This is a genomic window from Kitasatospora acidiphila (assembly GCF_006636205.1).
GTDB lineage: Bacteria > Actinomycetota > Actinomycetes > Streptomycetales > Streptomycetaceae > Kitasatospora > Kitasatospora acidiphila.
Window position 1 is genome coordinate 7,434,670 of record NZ_VIGB01000003.1, and the last position, 15,259, is coordinate 7,449,928.

Annotated in this window: 16 protein-coding genes and 2 pseudogenes; 13 read left to right on the forward strand and 5 right to left on the reverse strand. The window is 74.7% G+C overall.

Annotated elements, in window-relative coordinates:
- Positions 1-21: 21 nt before the first annotated feature.
- Entirely contained in the window at positions 22-1,089 is a 1,068-nt protein-coding gene (locus E6W39_RS35110) for an NUDIX hydrolase (RefSeq protein ID WP_141636897.1), read from the forward strand.
- A gap of 192 nt (positions 1,090-1,281) precedes the next feature.
- Positions 1,282-2,070 carry a DUF4184 family protein gene (locus E6W39_RS35115; RefSeq protein WP_181799586.1) on the forward strand — a complete coding sequence of 263 codons (789 nt, stop codon included), beginning with the start codon at positions 1,282-1,284 and terminating at the stop codon, positions 2,068-2,070.
- A gap of 22 nt (positions 2,071-2,092) precedes the next feature.
- Here E6W39_RS35115 and E6W39_RS35120 read toward each other — a convergent pair whose 3' ends face one another.
- Complete coding sequence (locus tag E6W39_RS35120) at positions 2,093-3,457, reverse strand: dipeptidase (protein ID WP_141636899.1); 1,365 nt, start codon at positions 3,455-3,457, stop codon at positions 2,093-2,095.
- A gap of 241 nt (positions 3,458-3,698) precedes the next feature.
- Here E6W39_RS35120 and E6W39_RS35125 point away from each other — a divergent pair, with 241 nt between their 5' ends.
- From E6W39_RS35125 to E6W39_RS35140, 4 genes and pseudogenes are all read left to right on the forward strand, one after another.
- Positions 3,699-4,925 carry a geranylgeranyl reductase family protein gene (locus tag E6W39_RS35125; protein WP_407658646.1) on the forward strand — a complete coding sequence of 409 codons (1,227 nt, stop codon included), beginning with the start codon at positions 3,699-3,701 and terminating at the stop codon, positions 4,923-4,925.
- A 136-nt stretch (positions 4,926-5,061) separates the two neighbouring features.
- Positions 5,062-6,308, forward strand: a pseudogene (locus E6W39_RS35130) (sensor histidine kinase).
- Positions 6,305-6,975 (forward strand): annotated as a pseudogene (locus tag E6W39_RS35135) (response regulator). The pseudogenes E6W39_RS35130 and E6W39_RS35135 overlap by 4 nt, the downstream one beginning before the upstream one ends.
- 122 nt (positions 6,976-7,097) lie before the next feature.
- A complete protein-coding gene (locus E6W39_RS35140) occupies positions 7,098-7,343 on the forward strand; it encodes a hypothetical protein (RefSeq protein ID WP_141636900.1) in 246 nt (81 codons plus the stop codon).
- 96 nt (positions 7,344-7,439) lie between these two features.
- On the opposite strand, the gene E6W39_RS39995 is transcribed toward E6W39_RS35140, so the two are convergent.
- Positions 7,440-7,673 carry a hypothetical protein gene (locus E6W39_RS39995; RefSeq protein WP_181799587.1) on the reverse strand — a complete coding sequence of 78 codons (234 nt, stop codon included), beginning with the start codon at positions 7,671-7,673 and terminating at the stop codon, positions 7,440-7,442.
- Positions 7,619-9,109 (reverse strand): MFS transporter, encoded by a 1,491-nt coding sequence (locus E6W39_RS35145; RefSeq protein WP_141636901.1) that lies wholly within the window; start codon positions 9,107-9,109, stop codon positions 7,619-7,621. Before E6W39_RS35145 ends, E6W39_RS39995 begins: the two co-directional genes overlap by 55 nt.
- A 186-nt stretch (positions 9,110-9,295) precedes the next feature.
- On the opposite strand from E6W39_RS35145, the gene E6W39_RS35150 reads away from it, so the two are divergent.
- The 7 genes from E6W39_RS35150 (at position 9,296) to E6W39_RS35180 (ending at position 14,375) form a co-directional block, all read left to right on the forward strand.
- Positions 9,296-9,535 (forward strand): hypothetical protein, encoded by a 240-nt coding sequence (locus tag E6W39_RS35150; protein ID WP_141636902.1) that lies wholly within the window; start codon positions 9,296-9,298, stop codon positions 9,533-9,535.
- A 17-nt stretch (positions 9,536-9,552) separates the two neighbouring features.
- Positions 9,553-10,263, forward strand: a complete 711-nt coding sequence (locus E6W39_RS35155) for a hypothetical protein (protein WP_141636903.1) — start codon at positions 9,553-9,555, stop codon at positions 10,261-10,263.
- Entirely contained in the window at positions 10,264-11,175 is a 912-nt protein-coding gene (locus E6W39_RS35160; RefSeq protein WP_141636904.1) for a DUF6895 family protein, read from the forward strand.
- Positions 11,172-12,197 (forward strand): serine hydrolase domain-containing protein, encoded by a 1,026-nt coding sequence (locus tag E6W39_RS35165; protein ID WP_141636905.1) that lies wholly within the window; start codon positions 11,172-11,174, stop codon positions 12,195-12,197. The genes E6W39_RS35160 and E6W39_RS35165 overlap by 4 nt, the downstream gene beginning before the upstream one ends.
- Positions 12,198-12,342: 145 nt before the next feature.
- Positions 12,343-13,122, forward strand: coding sequence for an enoyl-CoA hydratase family protein (locus E6W39_RS35170; protein WP_141636906.1), 780 nt, complete (start codon positions 12,343-12,345; stop codon positions 13,120-13,122).
- Between the two features lie 69 nt (positions 13,123-13,191).
- Positions 13,192-13,944, forward strand: coding sequence for an acyltransferase (locus E6W39_RS35175; protein ID WP_141636907.1), 753 nt, complete (start codon positions 13,192-13,194; stop codon positions 13,942-13,944).
- Positions 13,945-13,949: 5 nt separating this feature from the next.
- Positions 13,950-14,375, forward strand: coding sequence for a GNAT family N-acetyltransferase (locus E6W39_RS35180; protein WP_141636908.1), 426 nt, complete (start codon positions 13,950-13,952; stop codon positions 14,373-14,375).
- Positions 14,376-14,391: 16 nt separating this feature from the next.
- Here the strand turns inward: E6W39_RS35180 and E6W39_RS35185 are convergent, their stop codons facing one another.
- Together E6W39_RS35185 and E6W39_RS35190 are read right to left on the reverse strand one after the other, a co-directional pair.
- Positions 14,392-14,877 (reverse strand): HutD/Ves family protein, encoded by a 486-nt coding sequence (locus E6W39_RS35185; protein ID WP_141636909.1) that lies wholly within the window; start codon positions 14,875-14,877, stop codon positions 14,392-14,394.
- Between the two features lie 18 nt (positions 14,878-14,895).
- Complete coding sequence (locus tag E6W39_RS35190) at positions 14,896-15,216, reverse strand: hypothetical protein (protein ID WP_181799588.1); 321 nt, start codon at positions 15,214-15,216, stop codon at positions 14,896-14,898.
- Positions 15,217-15,259: the final 43 nt, after the last annotated feature.

Here is a 15,259-nt window from a genome sequence, read left to right on the forward strand (position 1 = left end):
GGGCCGAGGTCAGGGGATGTCGTGATCGTCTGGGTCAATGGGACGTTCGGTGCGGGCAAGAGCAGTGCCTGCCGGGAGCTGGTGGAGCTGCTGCCGGGCAGCACGCTCTTCGACCCCGAGGAGGTCGGCTACGCCCTGAAGCAGTGGCTGCCGGCCCGGCGGCTGGCCGAGGTCGCCGACTTCCAGGACCTGCCGTCCTGGCGCCGCCTGGTGCCCGAGGTGGCCGCGGCCATGCTGGACGAGGCCCCGGGCACCCTGGTGGTGCCGATGACCCTGCTGCGCGAGGCCTACCGGGACGAGATCTTCGGCGCCCTCGCGGCCCGGGGCATCAGCGTGCACCACTTCGTGCTGGACGCTGAGGAAACGATCCTGCGCAGCCGGATCACGGCCTGCGAGGAGTACCCCGGCAACCCGGAGGCCAGCGCCCGCACCCGCCGCTGGCGCCTGGACCACCTGCCCGACTACCGCGCCGCCCAGGAGTGGCTGCACCGCGACGCCCATGTCGTGGACACCGCCGACCTGACGCCTCGTCAGGTCGCCGAGGCCCTGGCCGCGCTGGTCAAGGACGGCACCGCCCGCTGCCCGATCGTGCGCAGCTCCACGGCCCGCGGCGACACCGTGGCCGCCGCGGTGCTGCTCTTCGACGAGCAGGACCGGGTGCTGCTGGTCGACCCGGTCTACAAGCCGGCCTGGGAGTTCCCCGGCGGTGTGGTGGAGCTCGGCGAGGCGCCCACCGACGCCGGTGTGCGAGAGGTCGCCGAGGAGCTCGGCCTGGAACTGGAGCCCGCCGCCCTGCGGCTGCTCGCGGTGGACTGGGAGCCGGCCACCGACGACCGGCGCGGCGGCCTCCGGCTCGTCTACGACGGCGGCCGGCTGACGCCGGGTCGGCGGGCCGCGCTGCGGCTGCCGCCCGACGAGCTGCGGGCCTGGCGGCTGGTCAGCGCGGCGGAGGCGGCGGACCTGCTGCCGCCGAACCGGCACCGCCGGCTGCTGGCGGCACTCGCCGCGCGCAGCGGCGACGCCCCGCAGTACCTGGAGGCCGGGCAACCGGCGGCGCTCGGCCTGCCCGCGGGGTCGACGGCGGGGTGAGGCGGTGGGCGGTCGGCGGTGGTGCGTTCGACGGCCGCGGTCCGGCGACCCGCAGGGCCGATGGCCGGGTAAGTCGGTGGCGGTCGGCGGTGGTGCTCGGCGGGACTGCGGGGTCGACAGCGGGCTGAGGCGAGGGCTCGACCGTGGTGGGAGGCGGGTGCGTTCGGCGGCGTGGTGGGCCACCATGGGGACGTGCCGTTCACCTTCAGCCATCCGGCCGCCGTGCTGCCCCTGCTGCGCGGGCTGCGGGGCCGGGGGCCGCTGATCGCCTCCGGCCTGGTCGCCGGCTCGATGGCGCCGGACCTGCCGTTCTTCGCCGCCTCCTGCCACCCCGGGCTGTTCCGGCACGGCGCCCTGACCCACCGCTGGTGGGCGGTGCCCACGGTGGACGTCGCCCTGGCCGGTGCCATGGTGCTCGGCTGGCGGACCGCGTTGCGCCGCCCGCTGCTCGGCGCCCTGCCGGTGCCCTGGGCGGCCGCCGCGCTGGCCGCCACCGCCGACCGCGGCGAGCCGCCCCGGGCTGCGGCCTTCGCGCTCTCGGCGGCGATCGGCGCCGCCAGCCACGTCGGCTGGGACGCCTTCACCCACCCCGGCCGGGCCGGTGTGCGCCTGCTGCCCGCGCTGACCCGCCCGGTGGCGGGCGTGCCGCTCTGCACCCTCGCCCAGTACGGCGGTTCCGCCCTCGCCCTGGCCGGCCTCGGCCGCCACCTGGCCCGCGAACTGCGCGCCCTGCCGCCCGCCGAGCAGCTGCCGCCACCTGCCGGCGGCCGTTACCGCCGTGCCCTGCTCGGCGCGTCCGCCGCGCTGGGCGCCGGGCACCGGGTGCTGCGCGGGCGGCGCCGCCCCGGCCGGACGGGCCTCGACGACCTGGTGTCCGACCTGTGCTTCGGTGCCGGCGCCGGGGCGGTGGCCGGCGCCCTGGTGCTGAGCGCGGTCGACCGGGTGGGGAGCGGCCGGTACGTGCCGCGGGCGTTCGGCTAGCCGCGCGCCACCGGGGATCGGCCTACTTCCCGAACGCCTTCGGGTAGTCGCGCAGGAAGAGCGCCTCGGCCAGGGCCATGTGCTCCAGCTCCGCCGGGTCCAGGCTCTCGTTGAGCGCGTGGATCTGGGTGGTCGGCTCCTCCACGCCGATCAGCACGATCTCCGCGTCCGGGTAGAGGCCGGCCAGCGTGCTGCAGAGCGGGATCGAGCCGCCCATGCCGGCCATCGCCAGCTCCGTGCCGTAGGACTCGCGCATCGCGCCCTTCAGCGCCTCGTAGGCGGGACCGGAGGTGTGGGCGCTGAACGCCGAGCCGATCGAGCCGGCGGTGACCGTCAGCTGGACCTGCCAGGGGGCGACCGACTCCAGGTGGGCGATCAGCGCGTCCTGCGCGGCCTTCACGTCCATGCCCGGCGGCACCCGCAGGCTGAGCTTGGCCCGCACGCCGGCCTGCACCGAGCTGGTGGAGCCGACCACCGGCGGCACGTCGATGCCGAGCACGGTGACCGCCGGGCGGGCCCACAGCCGGTCGCCGATCTCGCCGGTGCCGATCAGCTCGACGCCGTCCAGCACCCTGGCGTCCGCCCGGAAGCGGTCCTCGGGGTAGCTGACGCCGGGCCAGGTCTGGTCGCAGGGCAGGCCCTTGACCACGGTGCCGCCGTGCTCGTCGTAGAGCGAGTCGAGCATCCGGATCAGCGCGGCCAGCGGGTCCGGCGCGGCACCGCCGAACTGCCCGGAGTGCAGGTTGCCCTCCAGCGCGCGGACCTCCACGGTGACGTCGCAGACGCCGCGCAGCGAGGCGGTGGCGGTGGGCTGCCCGGCCGCGAAGTTGCCCACGTCGCCGATGATGATCGCATCGGCGGTCAGCAGCTCCGGGTGGGCCAGCGCGTACTGCTCCATGCCGCCGGTGCCCTGCTCCTCGGAGCCCTCGACGATCACCTTCAGGTTGACCGGCAGCGCCCCGCCGGTCTCGCGCAGCGCCCGAACCGCCGTCAGGTGCATCAGGATGTTGCCCTTGCAGTCGGCCGCGCCGCGCCCGTACCAGCGGCCGTCGCGCTCGGTCAGCTCGAACGGCGGGCTGGCCCAGCCGGCGGCGTCCAGCTCCGGCTGCACGTCGTAGTGGGAGTACAGCAGCACCGTCGGAGCGCCGGGGGCGGCGAGCAGCTCACCGTAGACGGAGGCGGTGCCGTCCGGGGTGTCCAGCAGCCGAACGTTCGTCAGGCCCTCGGCCCGCAGCGCGTCGGCCACCCACTCGGCGGCGGCCCGGCACTCCTGCTCCAGCCCGAGCTGGGGGTCGGCGATCGACGGGAAGGCGACCAGCTCGGCCAGCTCCTGGCGGGCTCGGGGCATCAGGGCCCGGACGGCGGCGGCGAGATCGGGTTCGGTCATCGGGGTCTCCGGATAGATGAGGGGTCCAACTGCCCGTCGAGCATAGGTGGCGCTCGCACGGGTGCGCGGGCCGTGGTGGGGTGGACTGCCGTGTCGGCGCATAAGATGACTCGACGTGAGAGATTCCGGTTACGCGCCCGAGCCAGAGCACACCACGCCCGCCGATCAGACCGGCGACGACCGAAGCGCGGCCGGCGACACCGAACCCGATCCACTGGACGGCGGGACTGAACCCGACGCGCTGGACGGCGGGGCCGAACCCGACGCGCTGGACGGCGGGGCCGAACGCGATCCGCTGGACGGCGTCTGGGACGTGGTGGTGGTCGGTTCGGGTCCGGCCGGCTCCTCGGCGGCCCACGCGGCCGCCGGGCAGGGCCGCCGGGTGCTGCTCCTCGACAAGGCCGAGCACCCGCGCTACAAGACCTGCGGCGGCGGGATCATCGGGCCGTCCCGGGACTGCCTGCCCGACGACTTCAAGATCCCGTTCCAGGACCGGGTGAACGCGGTCACCTTCGCGCTGAACGGCCGCTACCACCGCACCCGGCGCTCCCGGCGGATGCTCTTCGGCCTGGTCAACCGCACCGAGTTCGACCAGCGGCTGGCCGAGGCGGCCCAGCAGGCGGGTGCGGTGCTGGTCACCGGGGTGACCGTGACCGGCGTCGAGCAGGGCGGCCCGGACCGGCGCACCGTCGCGGTGACGCTCGCCGACGGCCGCTCGGTGCGGACCCGCGCGGTGGTCGGCGCGGACGGCAGCGCCAGCCGGATCGGACGGCACGTCGGGGTGACCTTCGACCAGATCGACCTGGGCCTGGAGGCCGAGATCCCGGTGCCCGAGCGGGTGGCCCGCACCTGGGAGGGGCGGATCCACCTGGACTGGGGGCCGCTGCCCGGCTCGTACGGCTGGGTCTTCCCCAAGACCGACTCCGGCACGCTGACCGTCGGCGTCATCTCGGCGCGCGGCGACGGCGAGCAGACCAAGCGCTACCTGGCCGACTACATCCGCCGACTGGGCCTGGCCGAGTTCCGGCCCGCCGTGGAGTCCGGGCACCTGACCCGCTGCCGGGCCGAGGACTCGCCGCTCTCCCGGGGCCGGGTGCTGGTCGCCGGGGACGCGGCCGGGCTGCTGGAGCCGTGGACCAGGGAGGGCATCTCGTACGCGCTGCGCTCCGGGCGGCTGGCCGGGGAGTGGGCGGTGCAGGTGGCCGAGGCGGGGACGCCGCAGGAGGTGCGCCGGCAGGCCCTCAACTACGCGTTCGCGGTGAAGGCCGGGCTGGGCGTGGAGATGCGGGCCGGCAAGGTGATGCTGGCCGCGTTCGAGCGCCGGCCGCACCTGTTCCACCTGGCGATCTGCCTGATCGGGCCGGCCTGGCGGGCGTTCGCCCAGACCACCCAGGGCCACACCACCTTCGCCCAGATCCTGCGCCAGTACCGGGCCGCGCGGCGGCTGTCGGCGTGGGCGGCGCGCTGACCACTGGTCGCGGGTACTCCCTGGGGAGTACCCGCGACCACCCCGGCGGGCTGATGCCGGGCCGGGGTGACCTCGCCTAGCCTGCGCACATGAGCACCTCGGACCTCCGCAACCCGAGCGACCCGGACCGCGCCGGATGAGCGGCGAGCAGCCCTGGCACGGGCCCGGCCCCTGGCACGGGCGCGGCCCCTGGCGGTTCCCGTGGGTCCGGGCGGGCTGGCCGGTGGCCTCCTCGGCGGTCATCGCCGTCATCCAGGTGGTGGGCAGCGGCGCCGCCGCACGCCACCAGGTGCCGCCGCGCCATGCGCTGGACGCCTTCGGGTACCTGCTGCTGCTGGCCGGGCCGGCGCTGCTGGTGCTGCGCCGGCGCCGGCCGGTGGTCGCGGTGGTCGGCACCGGGGTGGTGCTGCTGGTCTACCTGGTGGCCGGGTACCCGTACGGCCCGGTCTTCGCCAGCTTCGCGGTGGCCTACTGCGTCGCCGTGCGGCTCGGGTACCGGCGGGCGGCCTGGGCGACCCTGGGCGGCGTCTACCTCGGGCACCTGCTGCTGACCTTCGCGATGCCGGCGGGCTGGCTGCCCGGCACCGGGCACGGCGGCTGGTGGCAGGAGCTCGGTGTCACCGCGCTGGCGCTGCTGCTCGCGGCCGTCGCCGAGCTGGTGCGGTTCCGCTTCGAGCAGATCGTGGCCCGCCGGACCGCCGAGGAGGCCGCCGCGCGGCGCCGGGCCGACGAGGAGCGGCTGCGGATGGCCCGCGAACTGCACGACATCCTGGCGCACAGCATCTCGCTGATCCATGTGCAGGCGGGGTGGCGCTGGAGCTGATCGACGACCAGCCGGAGCAGGCCCGCTCGGCGCTGGTCACCATCAAGGCGGCCAGCAAGGAGGCGCTCGGCGAGGTGCGGCAGGTGCTCGGCACGCTGCGCGGGCCCGGCGCGGCCGCACCACGCCGGCCGGCGCCGGGGCTGGACCGGCTGCCGGAGCTGGTCGAGCAGGCGGCGCACGCGGGGCTGACCGTGGCGGTGCGCAGCAGCGGCACGGCGCGGGCGCTGCCCGCCGGGGCCGGGCTGGCCGCGTTCCGGATCGTCCAGGAGGCGCTGACCAACGTGATCCGGCACTCGGCCGCCCGCCGGGCCGAGGTGCTGCTCGACTGGACGGTGCCCGAGGGGCTGACCGTGCGGATCGACGACCCGGGCCCGGCCGCGCAGCCCGAGCCGGCCGAACCGCCGGGCGGCGGCAACGGGTTGGCCGGGATGCGCGAACGGGCCGAGGCGCTGGGCGGCACCCTGGCGGCGGGGCCGCACCAGGGCGGCTTCCGGGTGCTGGCCTGGCTGCCGACCGGGTTGACGGCTGACGGATGGCGACGGGACGGGGCTGACCGATGATCAGGGTGCTGCTGGCGGACGACCAGGTGCTGGTCCGGGCGGGCTTTCGGGCACTGCTGGACGCGCAGCGGACATCACCGTGGTCGGCGAGGCCGACGACGGCGAGGCGGCGGTGCGGCTGACCGCCGAACTGCGACCTGACGTGGTGCTGATGGACATCCGGATGCCCGGGACGGACGGCCTGGAGGCCACTCGGCAGATCACCGGCTGGCCCGAGCTGGCCGCGGTCAAGGTGGTGGTGCTGACCACCTTCGAGTTGGACGAGTACGTCTTCGAGGCGCTGCGCGGCGGCGCGGCCGGCTTCCTGGTGAAGGACACCGAGCCGGCCGACCTGCTGCGCGCGGTGCGGGTGGTCGCGGCCGGCGACGCGCTGCTCTCGCCGGGCGTCACCCGGCGGCTGATCGGCGAGTTCGCGGCCCGGTCCAAGGCGCCGGCGGCGACTGCGGGGCCGTCGCTGGACGTGCTGACCGAACGCGAACGGGAGGTGCTCACCCTGGTCGGGATGGGGCTGTCCAACGACGAGATCGCCCGCCGGTTGGTGGTCAGCCCGCTCACCGCGAAGACCCATGTCAGCCGCACCATGGTCAAGCTGGCCGCCCGGGACCGGGCCCAACTGGTCGTCCTCGCCTATGAGTCGGGCCTGGTCAGGCCGGGATGGCTCGGCTGACGGGGCGCGCTGCGCGGGCTTCGCACCGGAACGCCATGTACATGTCTGGCAACGGAAGGTAGTCTCGGGTCTGCGATCGCCGGAGGACTCTGCCACGGCAGCCTTGCTGAAGGAGAGCACTTATGGAGCGCAAAAAGGTCCCAAGAGTGATCGAGGGCACCCACACCTTCGTCATCGACCCCTCTGTCGTCGAGGTGCTGGACGTCGACGCACTGGACATCGATGCGTTGGAGGTCGACGCGGACGACGGCGACACGAGGCACCTCGGTGCGAGCGGCCCCGGTGCGGGTGACCTCGGTGCGAGCGGCCACGGCGCGGCCGGCCACCGCTCGGAGGGCACGGCCGACGACGACGGCTCGGCCGCCTGACGGTCCGTCGGCTCCCCGCCTCCCCCCTGTGGGCGGGGCGCCGACGACCCGGCCAGCCGGCGCGGCCCGGCGGCCGGGTAGCTGGGCCGCACCGGCTCAGCAGGCCGAGCCGCGCGGCCAGCTGTAGCGGCCGTCGATCCGGTACCGCCCGGGCGCGCTGGTGGTCAGCCTGGTCCAATCGCCGTCCTGGCGCAGGCAGGCGCCGGCCGGGCCGTGCACCACCAGCCACGGCGACCAGGGGATCCGCACCGTGACCGAGCCGGCCGCCGGCACCGTCAGCGCCACCTCGCCGTCGTCGGCGTGCTCGATCGCGGCCGGGGCCGGCACCATCGGCTGGGCGTCGGTGAACCGGAACAGCTGCCAGTGCTGGTCCTGCCAGACCGGCTCCAGCCACGCGGGACGGGCGCGCACCACGGCACCCTCCTTGGTGCCGGCCACGTCCAGCCGGCCGGTGGCAGCACCACGTACCGCACCGACCACTGCTGCAGCCAGTCGTGGTAGCGCGCGGCGGTCAGCGAGCCGTCGTAGAAGAACGGATTGCGCTCCACATCCGCCTGGCGGTTCCAGCCGCGGGCCAGTTCCACCGTGGGCAGCAGGCGCCAGGACTCCCAGTGGTCCAGCCTCGGCACCGCCTCCACCCGGGCCTGCTCCGCGTGCAGGGCGCGCAGCTCGGCGAGCAGCCCGTCGGCCTGGTTCGCGGGCGGCGCCTGCGGGATGCCGACGACGTCCGCGTTGACCGTCCACCCCAGGGCGAGCGCGCAGGTGACCGCCAGCGCCACCCGGCGCGGGCGTCCGGCCGTGCCCCAGGTGTCCGAGCAGACCATGGCGAGCAGCACCACGCCGCCGAACAGCAGCCCGAGCCGCTGCACGTTCCCGCCGATCGGGCTGGTGACCAGGGCGGTCAGGACCGTGCCCGCCGCATAGAGCCAGCTGCCGATCCGCACCGCCCGCCACCCGGCCGGGCTGAGCAGCGCGATCGCGACCGCGAACAGGGTGGTGATGATCACCGTGGAGAGCGGGATCGGATAGACCCCGTCGAACGGGAACGCCAGGCTCGGGCCGATCACCAGCACCGGCGGCGGCACCCCCAGCGCCACCGCGACCCGGCGCCGCCCGCTGAACAGCAGCGCCGCCGCCAGTACCTCGACGAACAGTCCGGCCACCGGGCTGCCGATGGTGGCCAGCGCCGCCAGGGCGGCCACCCCTGCCAGCCGCCACCGGCCGACCGCGCGGCCGGGCCCGGGCAGCGCCGCCACTGCCGCGGCCACCGCGAACGCCAGCCCCACCGCGAAGGTGACCCGCCCCGCGATGACGTTCGCCGCCATCGCGAACGCACCCCAGAGCGCCACCGGCAGCGGCCGGCGCACCGCGGGCAGCCGCCGGACCAGCACCGCCAGCAGCGCCGCCGCCACGACCGCGGCGGCCACCCCGACCGCCGGCACCCCGACGGCGGCCATCAGATACGGCGTCAGCGCGCTGTACGAGACCGGATGCACGCCGCCGTACCAGCCGAAGTCGTAGGCCGCGCCGGGGTGCCGAGCCGCGAAGTCGGCCCAGGCCCACTGGGCGGAGAGATCCCCCACCGGCCCGGCCAGCCGGCAGGCCCAGCCCACCCCGAGCAGCAGCGCCAGCGCCGCGGCCGCCCAGACCGGAGTCCAGGCCCGGTGGGTCGGGGCAGCGCGCGGTGGCGCCTGGCGCTGGTCGGGCACCGGTGCGCCGGTGGGCAGTCCGGCCGGCGCGGTCGCGGCACTCTCGTCGTTGATCACGGCCAGAACGTTACGTGGTCGACGGCAGGGCCCGTGGCGCAGTCCTGATGGTCGGTCAGGTGGGCTTCCCGCTCCGGGCGGCCGCCGAGTGCCTCACTCGAATGGGCTAGCAGGAGGCCCCGGTCACGGCCTGATCGGCGCAGCGTGGAGGTACCGGACCCGACTTTGCCCAAGGAGGTAAACGGTATGTCTGTCCTGGAAACCTATGACTTCGTGGTCCCTGGTGAAGGGGACCAGGAGGCTGTGCGCCACCTGGTCGCCACCAGCGAGGCGTCCAAGTCCAGCGGCCCCGGCTCCGCCCAGGGCGCCGCGCTGCTGCTGCTGGCCGGTGCGCTGCTGCTCGAAGCCGGCCCGCGCAAGGAGGAGCCGATCGAGGACGCCTACGTCGGCATGGTCCAGAACCTCGCCTGCGCGGCGGCATTCTAAGAGGACCCGGAAGCCCCGTGTCCATCAACCATGAGACGGTGTCTGGTGCGGTCGACTCGGCCGCCCAGACACTGGCCGCCGAACTGGTCGAGGCGATCAGCGGCACGGCTGACGGGTTCAGCCTGCATCGCAAGATCGCCCAACAAACCGAGCCTGTGCCCGCACTGGCCGCCATCCGAGTGCTCGGTGCCGATGTGCTCAGCGCCTACCTGTTGGCCGACCACGCCTTCGCCGACGCCGACGCCGAATTGGTGCACGCTGCCGTCGGCGCCTTCCCCGCACCGCCCGGCACCGCACCTGATGGCGCGCTCTGGGCGTTGCGCGACCGGGCGCTGACCACGGCGCTGGCCGAGCTCGGCGTCGCCGCCGACGGCTGGCCCGGATTGGCCGGAACGACCGTCGAGCCGCCCGAAGCAGCGCACTGGGCGGCCTGGTCAGGCGAGCTGGTCCGCTGCTCCTCGCTGGCGCTGCCCCCGGTGGCCAGCCCGTTGCGCGAGCAGGCCCGCCGCCGCCGGCTCGACCTGGTGCGCGGTGTCAGCCGGGCGCTGCTGCGGCGCGACTACCCGAGCGCTGCCAAACTGACCCGCTGGCTGGCTCTTGACGAGCGGCAGGTTCCCGAGCCGCTGCTCGCTCCGGCCCTGGAGCAGCTCGAACACCTTGCCGCTGGCCAGCCGCGCACCATGCTGGACGTCACGCTGGCCCGACGCTTCTCCCGAGGGGAGAGCTGAATGGACGTCACCACCGTCCGTCAGGCCCAGCAGGTCGCGGATCAGGCCCTGGCCTGGCTGGGCCGGATGCGGGCGAACTTCGCGCTCCCCAGGGACGTGCCGCACTGGGAGATCGACGGGGACTCCCTCAAGGCGATCTCCGAACTTGCGATGGCGGCGGCGATCATTCGCCGCGAGGCGGTGGCCGGGCCGCAGACCGCGCAGACCGCCGACGAGCTGCTCGACTTCGCCTGGCGTGAGTTCGGTTCCGGAGAACTGCTCCACACGCTGCAGCAGCACACCCCGCCGGCCACCCACCCGACGGAGATCTATTCGGCGTTCACCATGGCCGGCCTGCGTCACCAACTGCTGGAAGAGCTCGCCGCGTACCTGGCCGGCCTGCGCGCGGCCGCCGTCACCGAACACGTGCCCAACCGGCGGCTCGCCGTGCTGGCCGCCCGGCGCCGGCTCGGGCTGCCGGACCCGCCGGACGTGCCCGGTCTGATCGCCCAGACCTGGCTGGGCGGCACCCCCGAACCATGGATGCTGGACACCTTCAACGCCTACGGCGTCACCCACACCGTCTTCCACCTCACCGACTGGGCCGCGAACCCGGACGGCCTCGACCCACGGCTGCAGGAGTACCTGCACCGCTGGCTGCCGGTCTGGGTGGAGGTGTTCACCGAGACCCGCTCCTGGGACCTGCTGGGCGAGCTGCTGATCGTCGACGTCTGCCTCTCCGAACCCGACTGGTACCCGCATGCCTGGGAGCAACTGGCCGCAGCGCAGCACGAGGACGGCATGGTGCCCAATGGCGTCACCCGCCCACCCAGCGACCCGGACCGGGCCTTCCGCAACCACCACCACCCGACCATCGTGGCCGCCGTCGCCGGCACCCTGACCGTCTCCCGGGCCCTGGCGGTGGCGTCATGACCGCCGCCACCGGTACCGACCTGGCTGACCTGCTGGCCGGCCAGACCGCCGCGCTGCTCGCCGAACGGCAGGTGCCCGGCCTGGCCGCGGCCGTCGTCCAGGGGTCGGAGCAGGAGCTGCTCACCGCCGGCTGGGCGGCCGCCGGGCGGCTGGTCGGCCCCGGCACCACGTTCGCCCTCGGGTCGCTCACCAAGACCTTCACCGGCCTGCTGCTCGCCGACATGGCCGAGCGCGGCGAGGTCCGCTACCACGACTCGATCTCCGTCCACCTGCCCGGCTACGCGGCGCCGGCCACGACGGTCACCCTGCTGGAGCTGGCCACCCACACCAGCGGCCTGCCCAGGGTTCCGCCCAGCCTCTACCGGCGCGGCGCCCGGCACTGGCTGAGCAACCCGTACCGCCGCTACCGCCCGCAGGACCTCTACCACGACACCGCACGGCTGCACTCCAGGCGTCGGGGGCAGGTCCGCTACTCCACCTTCGGCGTCGGCCTGCTCGGGCAACTGCTCGCCAATGCCGCCCGCACCGACTACGCGACCCTGCTGACCGAGCGGGTGCTGCGACCGCTGGGCATGCGGGACACCCTGGTCGCCGGGCCGCACGAGCTGCTGCCGGGGGCGGCCACCGGCTACCACCACGGCCGCGCCGTCGAGCACTGGACGTTCGACGCCCTGGTCGGCGCCGGCGCGATCTACACCAGCGGCCCCGACCTGCTGCGCTATCTGCAGGCCCAGCTGCGGCCCGAGTCGGTGCCGGAGCTGACCGCCGCGCTGATGGCGAGTCAGCAGGAGCGGGCACGGCCGGAGCACGGCGCCAACCAGCTGGCGCTGGTGTGGAACCGGCGGGAGACGGACGGCCGGACCCTGCTCTGGCACACCGGCGGCACCCGCGGTTTCACGGCCTACCTGGGGTTCAGCCCGGAAGCGCAGGCCGGTGCGCTGGTGCTGGCCAACGCCGGGCCCACGCTGCCGCAGCCGGTGGTACGGGCCGGACGCCGACTGCTGAAGGCCGTGGTGTTCTGAGCCCGGTGCGGTCCCGTTGACCGTGGTGTTCCGAGCCCGGTGTGGTCCAGTCGACCATGGTGTTCTGAGCCGGGGCATGCCAGAGTCTTTCCAGTTCGTCCGACCCACCCTCACATCGGATTACTGGAAGGCAGGTCCCACCCTGATGACCAGCGCACCCGCAGGCCCGCTCGTCCGCGTCAGCACGGCCGGCTCCGTCACCACCCTGGAGCTCGACTCGCCGCACAACCGCAACGCGCTCTCCACCCGGTTGATGGCCGAACTGACCGAGGGCCTGGCCCAGGCCGCCAAGGACCCGCAGGTGCGGGCCGTGGTGCTCGGCCACACCGGCAAGGTGTTCTGCGCGGGCGCCGACCTGTCGGAGGCGACCGGTGACGACCCGACGGTCGGGCCGCGCGGCCTGGTCGACCTCCAGCGCGCCATCGTGGAGTGCCCCAAGCCGGTGATCGCCTACGCCAACGGGCACGTCCGGGCCGGCGGGCTCGGCCTGGTCGGCTCGGCGGACCTGGCGATCGCCGGACCGGCCTGCACCTTCGCCTTCACCGAGGTGCGCCTCGGCCTGGCTCCCGCGGTGATCTCGCTGCCGCTGCGGCCCAAGCTGGAGCCGCGCGCCGCGGCCCGCTACTACCTGACCGGGGAGACCTTCGACGGCGCCGAGGCGGCCCGGATGGGCCTGGTGACCATCGCGACCGACGAGCCCGAGCAGGCGCTCGCCCAGGTGCTGGACGCCCTGCGGCTGGCCTCCCCGCAGGGGCTCGCCGAGACCAAGCGCTTGGTCAGCGCCGAGGTGCTGGCCTCGTTCGAGGCCGACACCGAGGCCCGGGTGGCGCAGTCCGCGCGCCTGTTCGGCTCACCCGAGGCCCAGGAGGGGATGCGGGCGTTCCTGGAGCGCCGCCCCGCGCCGTGGGCGGTGCCCGGCGCCTGACCCGGTGACCTGCTGTGATGTTCGTCCCCCGGCGCCCGGGCGGGCGCCGGGGGCGGCTACGGTGTGCGCATGCCCTTTGCCGCCCGCCTGCTCGCCACCGTCCGCACCCGGGCCCGCCACGCCACCGGGCGGGCCGTGCACCGGGGCTGGCGCTGGGTGCAGACCCGCGGCGCGGTCAGCAGCGCCAGCCCGGGCCCGTACCGGTTCGGCGAGTTGGGCGACGGCAGCACCCTGGCCTTCCCGACCGGCACCATATTCAACGAGAGCTCGATCAGGATCGGCCCGTTCTGCATCATCGGCGAGCGGGTCACCCTGTCGGCGGGGTTCCTGCCGGGCCTGGACCTCGGCCCGGAGCCGGTGATCACGATCGGCGGCGGCTGCGTGATCGGCCGGGGCAGCCATCTGGTGGGCCATCAGTCGATCGTCCTCGGTGACGACGTCTGGACCGGCCCCAACGTCTACATCAGCGACCAGGCCCACGAGTACCGGGACACCACGCTGCCGATCGGCAAGCAGTGGCCGCGCAACGAGCCGGTGGAGATCGGCTCCGGCAGCTGGATCGGCACCGGCGCGGTGATCCTGCCGGGCGCCCGGCTGGGCCGCAACGTTGTGGTGGCCGCCGGCTCGGTGGTGCGCGGCGAGATCCCCGACTACAGCGTGGTGGCCGGCGCCCCCGCCAAGGTGGTGCGCAGCTTCTCCGACGTCGACGGCTGGCAGCCGCCGTTCCGGCACGCCGCGCCCACCCCGCTGCCGGACGGCATCACCGCCGAGCAACTGCGCGCCCTGGTCGGCTGGGACCTGCGGCCGCCGACGGGGGCGTGACCACGATGACGAGCAGTGTCGAGCTGCGGCCCGCCGAGCCCGGTGACCTGGAACCGATCGTCGAGCTGCGGGCCGTGGTGATGCGCCCCGACCTGGAGCGCCTGGGCCGCTACGACCCGCACCGGGTCCGGCAGCGGATGCGCGACGCCTTCCAGCCCGAGCACACCAGCGTGATCCTGGTGGACGGCGCCTTCGCCGGGAGCGTCGCACTCCGTCCGGCCGACGACGGGCACTGGCTGGAGCACTTCTACCTCGACCCGACACTCCAGGGGCGCGGCATCGGGACGGCCGTGCTGGCGCGAGTCCTGGCGGGCACCGGACTGGTCCGCCTCAACGTCCTGCAGGGCAGTCCGGCCCGCCGGCTCTACGAGCGCTTCGGCTTCGCGCAGGAGCGGGCGGACCCGGTGGACGTGTTCATGGTGCGGGGCTGAGGAGCCGTCAACTCGCTCACAGGATGAGCACCGCGCAGGGGCCGGCCGTGGTGGGGGTCGGGGCGGTGCCGGGGTGGGTGATCAGGGTGGCGTCGAGGGTGGTCAGGTCGATGGCCAGTTGGGGGCGGCCGGGGGCGGGGTGCAGGGTGGCCGGCGGGTGCAGGGTGATGGCGGGGTCCGGGTGGCGGGTGATCAGGTTGAGTGCGGTGACCGGGCCGCCGAGCAGTCGGCAGGCGGTGGCCGCGCCGCCCGGGAAGGCGAAGGGCTGTAGCGGCCGTACCACGACCGGTGGTGCGTCCCCGATGGTGAGCTCGATGCCCTCGCCGGACACCACCGTGAGGATCCGCCGCTGGTCGGGGAAGGCGGAGAACGGGCCGCCAGCGGCGATTTCCGCGAGGCTGACGCGCGAGTAGTCGGTGCTGACGACTTCTCGCGTCACCCCGCCGCCGTTGCGCCAGGGGGTGGGGTGACGGTCGGCCGCGCGCAGGTGTTCAACAGGCATAGCGGGCACCTTAACCGGCTACCGCCGCCACCAGTGGCGCAGGCGGGCGATGGGGCGCAGGCGGGCGGGCCCGGTCGCTCCCTGCCGGAGCATGGCGAGGCCGTTCCACCGCGGGTCGTCGGGGGAGAGGGCCGGCGCCCGGCGCTGCGCCTGGGCGCGGATCTCCTGGTGGGCCTCGTAGGAGGTGACGCGCATCGAATGCTCGAAGGCGACCAGTGCACCCTGGAGCGCCGAGCCCGCACTCCCGCGCCGGCGCACCACACCCCGCAGCCAGGTCAGCACGCCCAGCAGCGCGAGCAGCGCCCCGAAAACGATGAGGTCGGGCAGTAAGTCGCTCATGCCCGCTCAACTCCTCAGCGTGCGACCGAGTTCCGCGAACTGG